The 18,580-nt window shown below is 40.4% G+C and carries 13 protein-coding genes; 9 read left to right on the plus strand and 4 right to left on the minus strand.

The window, feature by feature from the left end:
• Positions 1 to 53: 53 nt before the first annotated feature.
• Positions 54 to 710, minus strand: a complete 657-nt coding sequence (gene fsa / locus HC176_RS14645) for a fructose-6-phosphate aldolase (RefSeq protein WP_167919575.1) — start codon at positions 708 to 710, stop codon at positions 54 to 56.
• Positions 711 to 716: 6 nt separating this feature from the next.
• Entirely contained in the window at positions 717 to 2,756 is a 2,040-nt protein-coding gene (locus tag HC176_RS14650) for a transketolase family protein (protein ID WP_167919577.1), read from the minus strand.
• Between the two features lie 312 nt (positions 2,757 to 3,068).
• Here HC176_RS14650 and aspS point away from each other — a divergent pair, with 312 nt between their 5' ends.
• Genes aspS through HC176_RS14665 form a run of 3 tightly spaced genes read left to right on the plus strand, consistent with a single transcriptional unit; the run spans position 3,069 to position 6,895 of the window.
• A complete protein-coding gene (aspS, locus tag HC176_RS14655) occupies positions 3,069 to 4,823 on the plus strand; it encodes an aspartate--tRNA ligase (protein WP_167919579.1) in 1,755 nt (584 codons plus the stop codon).
• A 45-nt stretch (positions 4,824 to 4,868) separates the two neighbouring features.
• Positions 4,869 to 6,656 (plus strand): chloride channel protein, encoded by a 1,788-nt coding sequence (locus HC176_RS14660; protein WP_167919581.1) that lies wholly within the window; start codon positions 4,869 to 4,871, stop codon positions 6,654 to 6,656.
• Positions 6,657 to 6,658: 2 nt separating this feature from the next.
• Positions 6,659 to 6,895 (plus strand): hypothetical protein, encoded by a 237-nt coding sequence (locus HC176_RS14665; RefSeq protein ID WP_167919583.1) that lies wholly within the window; start codon positions 6,659 to 6,661, stop codon positions 6,893 to 6,895.
• Between the two features lie 81 nt (positions 6,896 to 6,976).
• Here the strand turns inward: HC176_RS14665 and HC176_RS14670 are convergent, their stop codons facing one another.
• Entirely contained in the window at positions 6,977 to 7,426 is a 450-nt protein-coding gene (locus tag HC176_RS14670; RefSeq protein ID WP_167919585.1) for a nucleoside deaminase, read from the minus strand.
• A 60-nt stretch (positions 7,427 to 7,486) separates the two neighbouring features.
• On the opposite strand from HC176_RS14670, the gene dxs reads away from it, so the two are divergent.
• The 3 genes from dxs to HC176_RS14685 all read left to right on the plus strand — a co-directional run bounded on the left by dxs (position 7,487) and on the right by HC176_RS14685 (position 11,083).
• Complete coding sequence (gene dxs / locus HC176_RS14675; protein ID WP_167919587.1) at positions 7,487 to 9,241, plus strand: 1-deoxy-D-xylulose-5-phosphate synthase; 1,755 nt, start codon at positions 7,487 to 7,489, stop codon at positions 9,239 to 9,241.
• Between the two features lie 110 nt (positions 9,242 to 9,351).
• Complete coding sequence (locus HC176_RS14680; protein WP_167919589.1) at positions 9,352 to 9,843, plus strand: CIA30 family protein; 492 nt, start codon at positions 9,352 to 9,354, stop codon at positions 9,841 to 9,843.
• Between the two features lie 427 nt (positions 9,844 to 10,270).
• Positions 10,271 to 11,083: a universal stress protein gene (locus HC176_RS14685; protein WP_167919591.1), complete on the plus strand. Its 813-nt coding sequence runs from the start codon at positions 10,271 to 10,273 to the stop codon at positions 11,081 to 11,083.
• 29 nt (positions 11,084 to 11,112) lie between these two features.
• On the opposite strand, the gene dgt is transcribed toward HC176_RS14685, so the two are convergent.
• Positions 11,113 to 12,453 carry a dGTP triphosphohydrolase gene (gene dgt, locus HC176_RS14690; RefSeq protein WP_167919593.1) on the minus strand — a complete coding sequence of 447 codons (1,341 nt, stop codon included), beginning with the start codon at positions 12,451 to 12,453 and terminating at the stop codon, positions 11,113 to 11,115.
• 182 nt (positions 12,454 to 12,635) lie between these two features.
• On the opposite strand from dgt, the gene HC176_RS14695 reads away from it, so the two are divergent.
• The 3 genes from HC176_RS14695 (at position 12,636) to HC176_RS14705 (ending at position 18,379) form a co-directional block, all read left to right on the plus strand.
• Complete coding sequence (locus HC176_RS14695) at positions 12,636 to 13,025, plus strand: carboxypeptidase-like regulatory domain-containing protein (RefSeq protein ID WP_167919595.1); 390 nt, start codon at positions 12,636 to 12,638, stop codon at positions 13,023 to 13,025.
• Between the two features lie 392 nt (positions 13,026 to 13,417).
• Positions 13,418 to 16,219: a TonB-dependent receptor gene (locus tag HC176_RS14700; protein ID WP_167919597.1), complete on the plus strand. Its 2,802-nt coding sequence runs from the start codon at positions 13,418 to 13,420 to the stop codon at positions 16,217 to 16,219.
• 144 nt (positions 16,220 to 16,363) lie between these two features.
• Positions 16,364 to 18,379, plus strand: coding sequence for a hypothetical protein (locus HC176_RS14705; protein WP_167919599.1), 2,016 nt, complete (start codon positions 16,364 to 16,366; stop codon positions 18,377 to 18,379).
• Positions 18,380 to 18,580: the final 201 nt, after the last annotated feature.

Raw genomic sequence — 18,580 nt, forward strand, 5'->3', positions numbered from 1 at the left:
ACCAAAAACGCCTCTCGGATAGAGAGGCGTTAAGTTTTATAGCAAAATAATGCTTATTTATTTCCCTTTTCGTAATCGGCCAAGAACTTAGCCAAACCGATATCGGTCAATGGGTGCTTCAACAATCCAGTGATTGAAGATAACGGGCCGGTCATCACGTCGCTGCCAATTTTTGCACAGTCGATAACGTGCATGGTGTGACGTATGGAAGCCGCCAAAATTTGCGTTTCGAAACCGTAGTTATCATAAATCTGTCTGATTTCAGCAATAAGGTTCAACCCATCTGTTGAAATATCGTCCAATCTTCCCAAGAACGGCGATACGTAAGTGGCTCCGGCTTTGGCGGCCAATAAGGCCTGTCCTGCTGAAAACACTAAAGTCACATTGGTTCTAATCCCTTTATCTGAGAAATATTTACAGGCTTTGATACCATCGGCAATCAACGGTAATTTTACCACAATCTGTGGGTGTAGCGCTGCCAAAGCCTCGCCTTCTTTTACCATCCCTTCAAAATCGGTTGAGATTACCTCGGCACTTACATCGCCCTCAACAATCTCGCAGATTTTTTTGTAGTGGTTCAATATATTCTCTTCCCCTGTAATGCCTTCCTTGGCCATTAAAGAGGGATTGGTGGTTACGCCGTCCAATACACCCAAAGCCTGTGCTTCGGCTATCTCGTCTAGGTTGGCTGTGTCGATAAAAAATTTCATAATATTTTAGTTTTGTTGTGTTTTTAAATAGGCCAATACCTCTTGGCTCACTTTTTCTCCCGTAAACCCAAACTTATCGTCCAATACGCCTGCTGGTGCAGAATATCCGAAGTGCTCTAATCCGAACACTTTCCCATTGTCTCCTACCAAACCTTCTAAGTTTACAGGTAAACCAGCTGTTAAACCAAACAATGGTTTATCTTTAGGAATGATGCTGTTTTGATAATCTTTTGGTTGTTGTTTAAATAACCCCTCAGAAATCACCGAAGCAATACTAACTTTAAGGTTGTGGTCTGCTTCTAAAATTTCGGCAGCAGCCACTAAAGTTGATACTTCCGATCCGTTGGCTACAAGCACCACATCTGGATTATCAACAGATTTTACCAAATAACCACCTTTTTCGGCCGCTAAAGCCGCTTCGTAACGAGAACCTTCAGCAGGTACATCTTTTATACCTTGACGCGATAAAATTAAACCTGAAGGTGTATCGGTATTTTCCATAGCCATTTTCCATGCAACGCTGGTTTCAGCAGAATCTGCAGGACGTAACGCTAAGAAACTTTGTTTGTGGCTGTGGTTTTGAAGTTTTTCCAACAAACGAATTTGTGCCTCTTGCTCAATAGGCTGGTGTGTTGGCCCATCTTCACCTACTCTAAAGGCATCGTGCGTCCACACATATTTAACTGGCAATTCTTGAATCGCGCTTAAACGAATGGCAGGCTTCATGTAATCTGAAAACACAAAGAATGTTGCTACAACCGGAATAATACCACCGTGCAATGCAATACCGTTTGCAATACATGCCATAGTTAATTCGGCAACACCGGCTTGTAAGAACGAACCAGAGAAATCACCTTTCTGTAAAGACGATGTTTTATTTAAGAATCCATCGGTTTTATCAGAGTTAGATAAATCGGCAGAAGACACAATCATGTTTTCTACGTTTTCAGCCAAATACGCTAACACGTTAGAAGATGCTGCTCTAGAAGCCAAACCTGCTTTGTGCTCAACTGAAGCAAAATCTAATTCTGGTAATTGTCCAGAAAGGAAGAAATCCAATTTATCGGCTAGTTCAGTATTGGCTTTTTTCCAAGCCTCGATTTCAGCTTTCTTTTCAGCCGCTTGTTTTGTTTTTTGTTCGATTAAGTTTTTATAGAAATCGTTTACCTCATCAAAAATCTCAAACGGATTATCAATATCGGCACCAAGGTTCTTTAAAGTTTTTGCGTAATCGGCACCGGTGTCGCCAATAGGCTTACCGTGCAATTCGCAATGCCCTTCGTACATGCTTCCGTCGGCCGTCACACAACCTTTACCCATTATGGTTTTACCAATAATCAGGGTTGGTTTTTCAGTTTCGTTGTTGGCATCAGTCAAGGCCTTTCTAATTTCATCGTGGTCGTGACCATCAATGGTTACCACTTTCCAGCCCCAAGCTTCGTATTTTTTAGCGGTGTCTTCGGTGGTTACTTCGTCAGTTGAAGTCGATAATTGGATATCGTTAGAATCGAAGAACATGATAAAATTGCTCAAGCCCAAGTGCCCGGCAATCCTTCCTGCCCCCTGAGATATTTCCTCCTGAATACCTCCATCGGAAATAAATCCGTAAATCTTGTGGTTCATCCAATCGCCAAATCTGGCCTGCAAAAACTTGGCCGCAATGGCTGCCCCAACACCCATAGTGTGCCCTTGGCCCAGTGGCCCAGAAGTGTTTTCAATGCCCCTTTTAACATCTACTTCTGGATGACCCGGTGTTACAGAGCCCCACTGTCTAAAGTTGGCGATGTCGTCTTTTGAATAGTTGCCCAACAAATAGTACTGAGCATACATTAAGGTTGAAAGGTGGCCAGCGTCCATGAAAAAACGGTCCCTGAAAGGCCACTCCATATCAGACGGGTCGTAATTAAAAAATTCTGAATATAAAATATGCATGAAATCTGCCCCGCCCATTGGTCCTCCCGGGTGGCCAGAATTTGCCTTTTCTACCATGGCAACGGCCAGTGCTCTAATATTATCTGCCGCCTGTTGATCAATTTTTTTGTTCATTTTTTTAATTACAATTTTGTCTTTGATATTGTTTGTTATTTTTCTCATTACTTAATAAAAAAAGCAACGATCCGCAAAACTAAAACTTTTTATCCAAAACCCTTATTTAATTTCAAATTATATGGCTGTGAAAACATTACAACTCATAAATTTGGCGTAAACATGCAAAAAAACCCACAGGCAAACAATACAGCTGTTTACATTTTAGGCTATTGAAGTATTTATTGGTTCAACAAACAAACCACCAAAAAAAACCACAGATTAATTCATACTATAAGGGATTTGCTTAAATTTGCAGCCTAAATTTTTTCTATGTACCGAAGTCATAATTGTGGTGAATTAACATCGACAGATATCAATAAAGAAGTAACCCTCGCCGGATGGGTTCAAAAAATTAGAGACAAAGGCTTTATCGTTTGGGTAGATTTGCGCGACCGTTACGGCATTACCCAATTGGTTTTTGATGAAGAACGCACCTCGAAAACACTTATCGAACAGGCCCAAAACTTGGGTCGCGAGTTTGTGGTTCAGGTTAAAGGTACTGTTATTGAGCGCGCTTCGAAAAACCCAAACATTCCAACTGGAGACATAGAATTATTGGTTTCAGAATTGAATATTTTGAATGAAGCCAAATTACCGCCCTTTACTATTGAAGATAAAACCGATGGCGGTGAGGACATCCGAATGAAATACCGTTATTTGGACATCCGCCGAAACCCTGTAAAAAACAGTTTAATTTTTAGGCATAAGGTTACCCAAGAGGTACGTAATTACCTTTCAAAAGAAGGTTTTATTGAAGTAGAAACGCCATATTTAATAAAATCAACTCCCGAAGGTGCCCGCGATTTTGTGGTGCCTAGTCGCATGAACGAAGGCCAGTTTTATGCCCTTCCCCAATCGCCACAAACTTTTAAGCAATTGCTTATGGTGGGTGGCATGGACAAATATTTCCAGATTGTGAAGTGTTTTAGGGATGAAGATCTACGTGCCGATCGTCAGCCCGAGTTCACCCAAATAGATTGCGAAATGGCCTTTATAGAGCAAGAAGACATTTTAAATGCTTTTGAAGGGTTAACACGCCATTTATTAAAAGAAATTAACGGTATTGAAGTTGAAAAATTCCCAAGAATGCTTTACGACGATGCCATGCGTTTATATGGTAACGACAAACCAGACATTCGTTTTGGGATGGAGTTTGGCGAATTGAACGCCGTTGCCCAACATAAAGATTTTAAAGTATTCAATTCTGCCGAATTGGTTGTTGGTATTGCCGTACCGGGCGGAAATAGCTACACCAGAAAAGAAATCGACAAATTGATTGATTGGGTTAAGCGTCCGCAAATCGGCGCATTGGGCATGGTGTATTGCCGATGCAATGACGACGGCAGTTTTAAATCTTCGGTCGATAAATTTTACGACCAGGACGACTTAGCTAAATGGGCTGAAGCTACCGGTGCTAAACCCGGCGATTTAATCTGTGTGCTATCTGGCGACAAAAACAAAGTAAGAACACAGTTAAGTGCTTTACGTATGGAATTGGCCGAGCGTTTAGGGTTGCGTAAACCCGATGAGTTCGCTCCACTATGGGTAATGGATTTTCCATTATTGGAATGGGACGACGAGACCAATCGTTACCACGCCATGCACCACCCGTTTACAGCGCCAAAACCAGAGCAAATCGAGTTACTTAAAACCGACCCCGGCGCCGTTAAGGCCAATGCCTACGATTTGGTATTAAACGGTAACGAAATTGGCGGTGGCTCCATTCGTATCCATGACAAAGAAACCCAAGCCTTGATGTTCGATTATTTAGGCTTTACACCAGAGGAAGCCAAAGCACAGTTCGGCTTTTTAATGGACGCCTTCCAATATGGTGCTCCACCGCACGGTGGATTAGCTTTCGGGTTGGACCGATTGGTGGCTATACTGGGCGGACAGGAAACCATTAGGGATTTTATTGCCTTCCCGAAAAACAATGCCGGGCGCGATGTGATGATTGACGCTCCCGCTCCTATTGACGACGAGCAACTGAATGAATTGAGTTTAAAACTTAACTTAAAACAATAAAACAAAATCCTGCTGAAAAGCGGGATTTTTTAGTAGTTTTATACAATGCCTGTTTCAACCAAAAGTTTGTTACGTAAGTTTTTAATCTGGAAATACAAACATCTTTCAGAGCAACAATTTATTTACATACTCAGTATACTTGTTGGTTTTTTGGCCGGAATCGGTACGGTAACCTTAAAAAACCTTACGCACTACATCCGTCTGCTTTTTGAGTTAGATTTCCTAAAAAACTATCAAAACTCATTATACTTTGTTTTTCCTATTATTGGATTATTCCTGGTTTATGTTATTAAACAGACTTGGCTTAAAAAACATATTGGGCACGGTATTTCTTCAACGCTTTACGCTATTTCAAAATTAAACGGAATTATTCCGCGGTACAATATTTATGCGGCTTTAATCACTGCGCCGTTAACCGCTGGATTTGGTGGTTCGGTAGGGTTACAGGGGCCTGCCGTTAGCGTGGGTTCGGCATTGGGGTCTAATGCCGCACGCCTGTTCCACATGAATACCAAAACCCGAATGCTCCTTATTGGTTGTGCAGCGGCAGGTGCTATGGCATCGATGTTTAAGGCGCCGATAGCAGCCATTATTTTTGCTATTGAAGTCTTTAGCCTCGATATTGCGTTTACTTCTTTAGTACCTTTACTTTTAGCTTCGGTTTCAGCAGTAGTCACCTCGTATATGTTTTTAGGAACAGACATATTGCTTCGGTTTCAGCTTACCGATAAATTTCAAGTGAACGACATTGCGTTTTACGTGGTGCTAAGCGTGGTAACAGGTTTAGCGTCGGTGTATTTTTCAAAAGTCTTTTTCGCCATCACCAACTTCTTTAAACAATTTGAAAGTCGGGCGAAACGCCTATTAATTGGAGGGGTTGCCATAGGCACCATGCTTTATTTTATTCCGCCACTTTACGGTGAAGGTTACGGCATTATGAACAACCTCTTAAAAGGCGACCACTTGGCGGCCATTGGCACCACACCTTTAGATTTAGACCTATCGAATATTTGGATTGTTATTGCGCTGCTTTTAGGCATTTCAGTTTTTAAAGCCATTGCCATGACCACCACATTTGGTGCTGGAGGCGTGGGTGGTGTTTTTATCCCAACTTTGGTTATGGGCAGCGCCTTAGGAAACGCCTTTGCCAAAATTATAAACCACATTGGGCTGGGCTTTCATGTGTCTGAATCCAACTTTACCCTTATCGGGATGACGGGCCTTATGGCTGGGGTATTACATGCTCCATTAACCGCCATATTCCTTATTGCTGAAATTACCGGAGGGTACGAGCTTTTTGTTCCGCTAATGATTGTTTCGGCCGTATCGTTCGCCATAACAAAATATTATGTATCGCATTCCATTTACACCTTGAAACTGGCCGAACGCGGTGAACTGATGACGCACGATAAAGACCAAAACGTACTGATGGTCTTGGATATCGACAAGGTGATCGAAACCAATTTTATAACGCTAACGCCCGAAATGAAATTGGGCGAGATTTTAAACGAAGCCGTGGCCAAATCGTCACGAAATCATTTTCCTGTAGTTAATGATGAACACGAATTTTTGGGCGTGATTAGGCTCGACGATATACGCCATATGATGTTCGACAACAGTTTATACGACAAAGTAGACGCTGCCAGCCTGATGCATGCCGACGCCGGAATTATTGATTATGATGCCGATTCGATGCACGATATTATGGAAAAATTTAAAACCACTGGCGCTTGGAATTTACCTGTCATTAAAAAAGGAAAATATTACGGTTATATTTCAAAATCGAAATTACTGACCGCTTACCGCCGCCAACTTATAAAATTCACTAAGTAAACATGAAATACCTCATCATTATATTGACTGTTGCCGTTTTCACCAGTATTATATTGGGTTTCACACTCGATGTTGACTACTCTGAAAAATTGATTGGTATTGGGGTCGCTGGACTGTTTTTGGTGGTTTTCCCCTTGTTTATTTACCACCGTTGGAAAGACCGAAACTTAAAAGATTATATGCTTACCAAAGAAAATTTGGATAAAATGCGTGAGAACCAGCGTGACAGTAAGTATTAATTAATAACCGTCATTGCGAGCGGAGAGAAGCAACCTGTTGATTAAAGATTACTTCAGTCATGCTTCCTTCGTAATGACATTTCAATTCAAATTCCGTTTTTCAATAAAAAACCGCTTTAAAAGTGTAGAAGCTTCATCTTCCAAAACACCGCCTTTCATTTGAGTTTTGGGGTGCAATTTCGTTTTCAGGTTGATACATCCGCGTTCCATATCACGGGCTCCATAAACAATATTCGAAATCTGGCTCCAATACAAAGCACCGGCACACATTTGGCAAGGTTCCAAAGTGACATAAAGCGTGCAATTTTGAAGATATTTTCCGCCTAAAAAATTTGCTGCCGCTGTGATGGCCTGCATTTCGGCGTGGGCGGTTACATCGTTGAGGGTTTCGGTTAAATTATGTCCGCGGGCAATAATCCTATTATCAATTACCACAACCGCCCCTACCGGAATTTCTCCTTTTTCAAATGCCGTTTCGGCTTCCTGCAAGGCTTTTTTCATAAAATAGGTATCATCAAACGGCTCTATCATTCAAATAAACTTTTGGTTTCAAATCAAAAATACAATTTCATCTGCTACATTTGTATTCAAATGCAAAATTTACTCCAACAAATCCATTCACCCGAAGACCTCCGCGATTTAAGCACGAACGACTTGCCGGAGTTAGCCAAGGAATTACGCCAATTTATCATCAACATTGTGGCCACCAAAGAAGGCCATTTAGGTGCGAGTTTGGGCGTGGTGGAACTTACCATAGCATTACACTATACATTTAACACCCCAAATGACCAACTGATTTGGGATGTGGGCCACCAAGCTTACGGACACAAAATATTAACTGGCCGCCGCGACCAATTTCACACCAATCGGCAGTTGGGTGGTATCAGCGGTTTCCCAAAACGCGAAGAAAGCGAATACGATAGCTTTGGGGTTGGGCATGCCTCCACCTCTATCTCGGCAGCTTTGGGTATGGCCATTGCTTCGAAAATTAAAGGCGATACCGAAAAACAACATATTGCCGTTATTGGCGATGCCAGTATTGCTGGTGGGATGGCTTTTGAAGGGCTCAACCATGCCGGCGTTACCGATGCCAATATTTTGGTAATACTTAACGACAATGCTATTGGTATCGACCCCAGTGTAGGTGCCCTAAAGCAATACTTAACCAACGTAAAAAAGGGCACCCAAAAACGGAATAATATTATAAAAGCCTTAAATTTTGATTATTCGGGACCTATTGATGGTCACGATTTTGAGGCACTGCTGAAAGAACTGAAACGCCTAAAAAACACAAAAGGCCCTAAATTCCTGCACGTTATTACCACCAAAGGCAAAGGATTGAAACAAGCTGAAGCCGACCAAGTAAAATACCACGCTCCAGGAAAGTTTGATGCCAAAACGGGCGATTTAATTACTAAGGCCAAAGTGAAGCAGCCCCCAAAATATCAGGATGTATTTGGGCATACCATTGTCGAGTTAGCCAAAACGAACCCAAAAATTGTGGGGATTACCCCTGCTATGCCAACGGGAAGTTCACTTAAATTTATGATGGAGGCCATGCCCGATCGAGCTTTCGACGTGGGCATTGCTGAACAACACGCGGTAACCCTAGCGGCAGGCATGGCCACACAAGGGCTTATTCCGTTTTGCAATATTTACTCCACTTTTTTACAACGGGCTTACGACCAAATTATCCACGACGTGGCCTTGCAAAAACTGCCAGTCATTTTTTGTTTAGATCGTGCCGGATTGGTTGGTGCCGATGGCGCCACCCACCACGGTGTTTTCGATTTGAGCTATCTGCGGTGCATACCCAACCTCATCATTTTTGCACCGCGAAACGAAATAGAACTCCGCAATATCATGTACACCGTGCAATTGGAGTTGGACGCACCTATTGCTATTCGCTACCCTCGCGGCATAGGCGTCACCATAAATTGGAAACAACCTTTTGAAAGCATTGAAATCGGGAAAGGTTCCTGCTTAAAAGAAGGTCAGAAATTGGCCGTATTAAGTATTGGCAACATGGCCAAAAATGTGACCGAAGCCATTGAAAATTTAGAAGTATCGCATTACGATATGCGTTTTGTAAAACCCCTGGATGAAACCTTATTGTATCACATTTTTAAAAGCCACCACACGATTGTTACGGTTGAAGACAACACCATAAAAGGTGGTTTTGGAAGTGCCATTTTAGAATTTGCTGCCCAACATAGTTACAATAATACCGTAAAGGTTTTAGGTATTCCCGACACGTTTATTGAACATGGCAGCACGGCAGAACTGCAACAAGCTGTTGGCTTGGATACAAATAGTTTAAAAGCTCTTTTTGAAAGTTTGCTCTGATTGCTAGTTTTCAACTAATTTGACTTTACAGAAAACTTCAACTATATTCGTTGTTAATCATTAATTTACGATGATTAAAACAGAATAAACCAACCCTCAACTGTAGAAACATGCCAGCACACACCATCTTTACATTTAACAAAACCTCAAACTTAGAACACTGGAAAGTGGTTGATGATGCGGTTATGGGCGGTAAATCTTCTGGGCATTTTAAACTCAACCAAGACGGCATGGGCATGTTTTACGGCAAGGTTTCTTTAGATAACAATGGTGGATTCTCTTCCTTACGGTACCGAGGCGATTCCATTGACACCCAAGGTTTCCAAGAAATAGTCTTAAGAATAAAAGGCGATGGCAAACGCTACCAGTTTAGAGTAAAAGCAAATCTTGACGACAACCACTCATACGTTTCTTATTTTACAACAACAGGTGAATGGCAAACCATTAATATGGCATTAAAAGACTTGTTCCCCCGATTTAGAGGGCGTAATTTAAGCATCCCAAAATTTTCTGGTGAAGCTATTGAAGAACTTGGCTTTTTGTTGGCCAATAAGAAAACCGAGAACTTTACATTACTCTTAGAAAGTATCTGTTTTCAATAAGTTGGTTATACAACTTTAAGCTTTGTCTTGATTTTAAGAGGCACACCCTTAGTTTTTTAAAAAAATTTCAACCAAATTTGTTTTGTTGTATCCTGCTTTTTTATTTAAAAAGCAATTGGCCCAAATCATTCATGCGAACCTTAAGGCTTTCACACCACCATCCTTTTAAATACTTTTCTATTAGGATACAATAACATTTAACTGTTTATGACATAAATACTAGCAATATGTAAAAGCAACAGTAGTAGTTTCTTTATTTAAACGAATAAAGTCTAAAAAATCTTCGTTTTATGACCATGGTCATTGTGAATTTAAAAGCTATCAAAGCCGTTTGAGCTTTGGGGATTAATTTCGTATTTTAGTTACAATAAGGTTATTAACCGTGGACAGACCTCTAAACACAAACCCTAAATAAATACAAGCAAAAATGATAAAAAAAATACTATTTCCAACAGACTTTTCGCCTGCCGCCCACAAAGCATTTGCTTACGCCATAAGCATCGCTAAGAAAGCTGACTCAAGAGTTGATGTAATACACGTTTACCCAGAACCCGGTAAAGGTAAAGCGCTTTACATGGACCCAAAACAATTCCGCAATGACCGCAAAGTGTTTCAAAAAGACATGAAGAAAAAAATGGCTGAATTTATAAAACCATATGACACCAATGCCATAGGAAGCCAGGCGGTATTTCCTTCAGACGAAACAACAAATAAAATAATAGAATTTAGCGACCATAAATACGACCTCATTATTATGGGCACCAAAGGCGAAAGAAACGCACTAAACAAAATTATAGGCAGCATTACAACAAAAACTATGATGAATGCGCACTGCCCGGTGTTGGCCATTCCCAATGACACAGAGATTAAGGACCTTAGATCCATAACCTACTCAACTTCCCTTAAAGAGAAAGATGATTCCTTTCTTAAATCTCTTTCTGAATTTGCAGACTTGTTTGGTGCATCCATAGAATACCTTCATGTTGTAGACAACTCAGAAGATCAGGCTCTCGGCAACTTAAAAGCCAAAGGGCTTTCCGCCGATGCTTCCAATGTTCATTTGGTAAAAAACACTTCTGTTTTAAATGGGGTAGATTATTTTTTAAAGGAACACCAAACCGACGTGCTGGCTCTTTTTATTCCTAAAAGAACATTCCTTGACAAATTATTCCATAAGAGTGTCACAAAAAAACTAACGTTTTATGCAGGTATCCCGCTTTTCGTTGTTAATGAAAAGTAGAATAATCACCTTTCATTTCGCACGCCGATTTAAAAGGTTACTCCTTCAATCTTTTTAAAGTTTTGGATGGCTTTACTATCCGACAGCAGCGACACATAATGACACACCGACAGTAGCCTTTGGTACAGATTGTCGCTTTTAAAATTGATAGTTTCGGGCAAACGGGTCAGTATTAATTTATCGTAGTTGGAAGCCGTGCCGTTGTACGAGTTATTTACTGCTGCGGTGTAAACGCCCAACAACTTGTTGATAATTTGGTAACCGGCAATTTCTTTATCCACCACCTCTTCCGATTGGTAAACATTTTCAATGCTAATTTTTATGATGTCCTTAATTTGGGCATCGTACTTACTTTTATCCAACAGACCACAGTCAAAACTTCCGTTTAAAATAGCGTCTTCGTTGTCCATAAAAATATCGACCGCATCGTTGATAAGTGCGCCAATAGCCAATGCACGCAAATAACCAATACGATCTTCTCGGCTAGAAAGCGCATAATAGTTTTCGGCAATTATGTTTTCCCGGATGACTTTTGAAAGGTATTCCAAAGCATATTCCTCTTGGATAAGCCCCAGGTTGATGCCATCTTCAAAATCGATGATGGTGTAACAAATATCGTCGGCTGCTTCAACCAAATACGCCAAAGGGTGGCGCGAAAAACTAATGTGGTCGTTACTTCGTTTTATCAAGCCCAATTCATTAGCTACATCCACAAAAGCATCTTTATCGCTTTGGAAAAACCCATATTTTTTATCGGCAATATGGGTTGTGGGCTTTTTGGGCAACGATTCTTTTGGGTATTTGGTAAAGGCGCCCAACGTGGCGTAGCTCATGCGCAAACCGCCTTTTCGTCCGGGGCGGTTTTGGGTCAATATTTTAAAGCCGTTGGCATTGCCTTCAAAATCGCAAAGGTCTTGGTATTGTTTATCGGTAAGTTGGGATTGGTATTGTTTTCCTTCGCCCGTTTTAAAAAATTCACCGATGGCCTTTTCGCCCGAATGCCCGAACGGTGGATTACCAATATCGTGCGCCAATGCCGCCGTGGCAACAATAGCCCCAAAATCGTTGGCCTGGTAGCCGTGAACACTTTGCAAATGCGGATGTTTTTCCAAAATCTTCACCCCCACTTTTCTTCCCAACGAACGCCCCACAACACTTACTTCCAAACTGTGGGTTAAACGGGTATGCACAAAATCGGTTTGCGACAACGGAATCACCTGGGTTTTATCCTGAAGGCTCCTAAATTCCGAAGAAAAAATAATACGATCGTAATCCACTTCGAAGCCCAGTCGGGTTTCGTCCTGTTCTTTTCTTAGTCTTTTATTGGTATCGCCAAAGCGTTTTAAGGATAGTAGTTGTTCCCAGTTCATTGTTCGTTTTTAAAGCAAGGCAAGATAAAAAAGATCTTATTAACCTATGGCTTTACTTTCGTTTTTTTGCCCCACACGAGTTAACATTACGATAACATTTTAATCATCGTTGCTTAATATTTAGATAACATTGGACTCATGATGTTTCGTTTATTTTGCACTGTATTTACACATCAACAAATATGAAGCATTTAATTGTCATTGCCGCTACACTTTTCAGCACACTTTCCTTTAGCCAAAACACTGGGCTTATTGTTGGAAAGGTTTTAGACAATGAGGTTAAAAATGCGCCTTTGGTTTTGGCCGACATCAGTATTAAAGATACCGAGGTAAAAGCCAACACCGACCAAACCGGCATGTTTGTTATTGAAAACTTGAAAGCCGGCGATTATACTTTGGTTTGCAGCTTTGTAGGTTACGAATCCCAAGAAATCGACGTTCACGTTAACGGACTTAACCCTGTAGAGTTAAAATTGACCTTAGAAGCCAGCAGCGTTTCAATGGACGATATCGCTTTAGCAATGGCCATGGCGAACGCTGGGCAGAGTTCAAAAAACACTTCGGATCAGTAACCCTCCTACTTTCCGACAGACAAAGCACTCTTTATTTTCCAGACCTAGATACCAGTTAGAGTTATTTTCTCCTAAAAACTATCCGTTTTTGTGAACTATAGTTTAAGCCACAGCTAAATTCCACAATAAAACCCCTTACTTCAATCTTAGATTTCAACCCCCAATTCATCTCTTTTGATTTTTTGAGGAAGGCTATTTCAAATCTCGCCCCTCTTATAAAATTCAAAAATGAAAACACATCATTTTCAATGTTAAATTAATGTAACTACTCCCTTTAAAAACCCAGTTACACATAACGTTTAAATAACGCTTCTATTACCATTGTTTAACCCGTAGGTAACACCCCGTTCACATAGCGTTTCGTTCTTTGCACAAGATAAAAACTAAGAAATATGAAAAAATTCACCCTATTTTTAGCGCTAATAACAGCCTCTATTTTTTATGGACAAAACACTGGTTCTGTGGTTGGTAAACTCACCGACAAAGAGTATAACAACGAACCTTTGGCCTTTGCCAACGTATTGATAAAAGGCACCACAAAAGGAACTACTTCTGATTTTGACGGATTGTACGCCCTTGAAAATTTAGATGCTGGCAATTATACCTTAATATTTAGTTTTGTAGGTTACCAAACCCAAGAGTTACCTGTTACCGTGGTGGCCGGGAAAGTAACCGAAGTGAATGTACCCATGGGTGCGAGTGCCGCTTCGTTGGACGAGGTAGTGATTACCACAACTACCAAACGTGAAAGTGAAACTGCCCTATTGTTGGAGCAGAAAAAAGCGGTGGTGATCAAAGAAAGTATTGGTGCCGAGCGCCTTTCTAAAATTGGTGTTTCTGATGCTTCTAGTGCAACTTCAAAAATTTCGGGTGTAACCAAAAGTGAAGGTTCTGGAGACATTTATATTAGAGGATTGGGCGACCGTTACCTTTCTACCACCATGAATGGCCTGCCTATTCCATCGGATGACGTTAACAACAAAAACATCAACCTGAACCTGTTTTCAACCAATATCATTGAAAACGTTGGTATAAGCAAAACGTATTCAACATCAAGTTATGCCGACCAAGGTTCTGGTAATGTGGATATCACTTCAAAATCCTATGCAAAAAAGGAATTTTCCATAGGTGTATCTTCTGGATACAACACCAATACTATCGGTATCAATAATTTTAAAAGAAGTATTATTACCGACGATGTTACTTTAGGTTTCCACAAAAAGCAATATGCTTTAACCGATTTAATCACCAGACAATCTTGGGATCCTGTTGACCAAAAGAACACCGGAAATTATAGCATTTCGTTATCGGGGGGCACCAAGTTTGATGTATTAGGGAAACAATTAAAAGTTTTTGTTGCGGGATCGCACCGTCAAAACTACGATTACCAAGAAGGTGTTTTTAGAAGCTTCCGTTCTAACGTTTTGGATAACAAGTTTACAGACGTAGAGCAATCTCAATCGAGAACGAACACTACCGGCTACGTAAACCTGGCCCTTAAATTAAATGACAATAACAATTTAAAAATCAGCAGTCTTTCAGTAAACAAGAGTGAAGACAACGTTTACGAGCAAGGTAGAAATGGCGAAGGTTACGTATTTGACCAAGACCCTAAAGAAGAACAAGCCTTTGTTCGCGACCAAAACTTCAAGCAAACTATCCTATTAGTAAACCAAATTGAAGGTTCTCACAATATCAGCGAGAAAAACGAACTTAATTGGGCGGCTGGTTACAACTATGTTTTGGCACAAGAGCCTAACAGAATCCGTAACGAAGCCAATATTTTTACTCCTGAAACTGATCCTGACAATCAAACCATTATCGACACAGGTATGCCTTTCGTTCAATATGCCCACGTTGGTGATTTCCAGCAACGTAAGTCGAGTCAAAAAATTGAAGATATTGAATACAATGCATTTGTAGAAGACGCCTTTAGTTTAGGTGCGTTTGATGAAGACGCCAACACAACACCTTTTAAATTGCATGTGGGTGCCGATTTCCGTCAAAAAGACCGTGTTTTCAGTTCACAATTTATTGGTGTGCGTGCCCGTGGTTTTCAAGTACCAAGTGTTGATGAGTTTACATTAACTTTTACTCCCGAAAACTTCGATGACGGCCTTGCCTTAAGAGAGCCTGCACCAGACCGTTACGATGCCGACATCAATATTATGGCCGCTTATGCCAATTTAGATTTCGGACTTAACAAAAAACTTTCTGGTAACGTTGGGGTGCGTTTCGAAAGAGACGAAATTAATGTACTTTGGGATGTAGCAAATTACATCGACTCTGAAACTGGAACCGCAAGAGTTGGTTCTACACAAAGAGAGTATACCGAGGTTTACCCAAGTGCCAACTTTAAGTACGAGCTTAACGAAAAACATTTCTTCCGTTTGGCTTCAAGTTTAACACAAACCCTTCCTGAATTTAAGGAGGTTTCGCCTTTTGAATATGTATCGCCAACCGGACGTGTTACCAAAGGAAACCCTGATTTGGAAAAATCGGATGTTTTAAATATCGATGCGAAATGGGAATTCTTCCCAAGCCAAGGTGAATTGATTTCGGCTACAGCCTTTTTCAAAAACATTAAAAACCCGATTAACTTAGCACAAACAAGAGGATCGTCTGGTATTTTTCAATATGCTAACACGGGCGAAGAAGCCAATGTGTACGGTGTAGAATTGGAAACCCGTTTGGATTTGATAACAAATGACGATGAGGTTGCCATTTTAAACTTCAACGCCAACATTACCAATATGTGGTTCAACCAAGATTTATTGGAAAACTACCAGTACAAAGGCGTAACTGAAACGGATTTACAAGGTGCTTCCGATTTGATTATAAACAGTTCATTAAGCTATAACAGCCAAACCGAAAAAGAGTTTATCGCTACGGTAACCGGAAACTATTCATCAGATAAAATATTTGCATTGGGGTCTCCTGAAGATTTCGCCAACAGCGCCCAATTGTACAACGACCAAATTATAGAAAAAGGTTTTGTGACACTAGATTTCGTTGCCAGCAAACAAATTACCGACAAATTAGAATTGAAATTTACCGGGCGTAACTTATTAAACCCTGAAATTAAACAAACGCAATTGGTAAGAAACCTAAGCACAGGAATTGAAACCAACGAAACGGTTCTGTCTTACAAAAAAGGAAGTTTATTAAGCTTAAGTTTAAAGTACTCGTTTTAGTAACGTTTAGTTAACAAAAGCCCGTTTTACAAGGCGCAATCATAACCCATGTTTAATATTGAGTTAAAGATATTAAAACGCTTAGTGGCTTTCTTTGCACTTGAAATACAATTCAAAAACAAAACAAAAATTAATAATTTAAAAATGAAAAACTTAATCGTAAAACTATTTAGCGCATCATTTATTTTTGCCGCTTTAACTTTAACAAGTTGTGATTCTGACGACCCGGCCCCAATAGGTCCAGAACAAACAGACGTGGTTAAAAACCTAGAAGCCGGAATTTTAAAAGGTACTTTAAAAACTACTGTTTCTTTAGATGCTTCGGTTACTTACAACTTAACTGGTCAATTTATTGTAGATGAAGATGCTACATTAAACATTCCTGCTGGAACTAAAATTCTTGCCGAAGATGGTGGAACTGATGTTTACATTGCTGTTTTAAGAGGTGGTACTATTAATATTAACGGTAATGCCGGAAACCCTGTAATCATGTCTTCTGCAGACGGAGAGCCTGGAGATTGGGGGGGTTTAACTATTTGCGGTAAAGCTACAACTACTGCAGGTGTTGATGCCGAAGCTGAAGTTGGTGGTTTTAAATATGGTGGTACTGAAGATGGCGATAGCTCTGGTTCTATCCGTCACTTACAAATTGCTGGCACTGGTGCTCAAATCAACTCTGAGTCTCAGTACAACGGTATTTCTTTCTACGCCGTAGGTTCTAACACTACCGTAGAAAACATCGCTGTAATTAATGGTGACGATGATGGTGTTGAATTCTTTGGTGGTACAGTATCAGTTTCAAACTTATACTTAGAAAACAACAGTGATGATTCTATCGACTGGACAGAAGGCTGGAGCGGTACTGTAACCAACGCTTACATTTCACATACTGTTGCCGGTTTCTCTACTGCTTTTGAAGGTGATAAAGACAACGGCAACCCAAAATTCATCAACATTACTGCGGTGTCTACTGTAGGAGGTAAAGCTTTACAATTTAAAAAGCAATCTGGTGCAACCATTACAAACTTATCTTTAAGTGGATACGATATTGATTTAGATATGGCTGATGCTGGTGACCTTTCAAATGTTGTTTTCGCAGACAACTACGTTCCTGTTGCCATGCAAGAAGACGACGAAAACACTGCTGATGTTGACGAAAGCAAATTAACTTTCGCATTAAACACTACAGTTGTTCCTACTGTTAACCTTTCTGATTTTGACTGGGTAGATACTGATGTATCTTTAGAAAGCAACGTTTTACAAGGTGCTGTTACTGGTACTGTAACTTTAGATGCTTCTATTAACTACAGCCTTAACTCATCTTACATTGTTCAGTCTGGCGCTAAATTAATCATCCCTGCCGGAACAAAAATTACAGCTAGAGCTGGTGGTACAGGTGTTTACCTTGCCGTATTACAAGGTGGTAAAATTGAAATAAATGGAGAGCCTAACAATCCTGTTGTAATCTCTTCTCCTAACGGTGAGCCTGGTGATTGGGGCGGATTAACCATTTGTGGTAACGCTACCACTACTGCCGGTGTTAATGCTACTGCCGAAATAGGTGGTTTCATTTACGGTGGAACTCAAGATGACGACGACTCAGGAATCATTAAAAACTTAGTTATTAAAGGTACTGGTGCTCAAATTAACTCAGAGTCTCAATATAACGGTATTTCTCTTTATGCCGTAGGATCCAAAACCATTATTGAAAACATTGCCGTGTACGATGGCGATGACGATGGTATCGAGTTCTTTGGTGGCTCTGCTTCTGTAACTAACATTTATGTAGAAAACACCAGTGATGACGCTATCGATTGGACTGAGGGATGGAACGGTTCTGTAACCAACACTTACATTTCTCATACTGTTGCTGGATTCTCAACTGCTTTTGAAGCTGACAAGGACAACGGTAACCCATTATTTACAAACGTTACTGCCATCTCTGCAGTTGGAGGTAAAGCGCTACAGTTCAAGAAACAATCTGGAGCTACTATCAACAACCTTTATTTAAGCGGTTACGATACTAATATTGATATGGCTGACGATGGTCCATTAGCAAACGTTATTATTGACGGTAACGCGGCTACAACTACCGATGCTTACAACACAGGTACTCAAGTTGATATTTCTACTTGGACTTGGAGAAACGCAACTTTATAAGCCCTCCCCTTTTTCCATAAAAGGTTAAGATGAAATAAAAAGAGGCTGTCTGAAAAGGCAGTCTCTTTTTTATGCTCTAATTTCTAGTAAATTCTTAAATTTAAGAATGAGCAGAAAAGTAGTTTTTAAGACTTACAATCAAGACCAGCTAAGTCTTTTACCTCCCAGTTATGATGATCTAGTTCCCGTCAATCATCCCGT

Source organism: Tamlana crocina, from assembly GCF_012037625.1.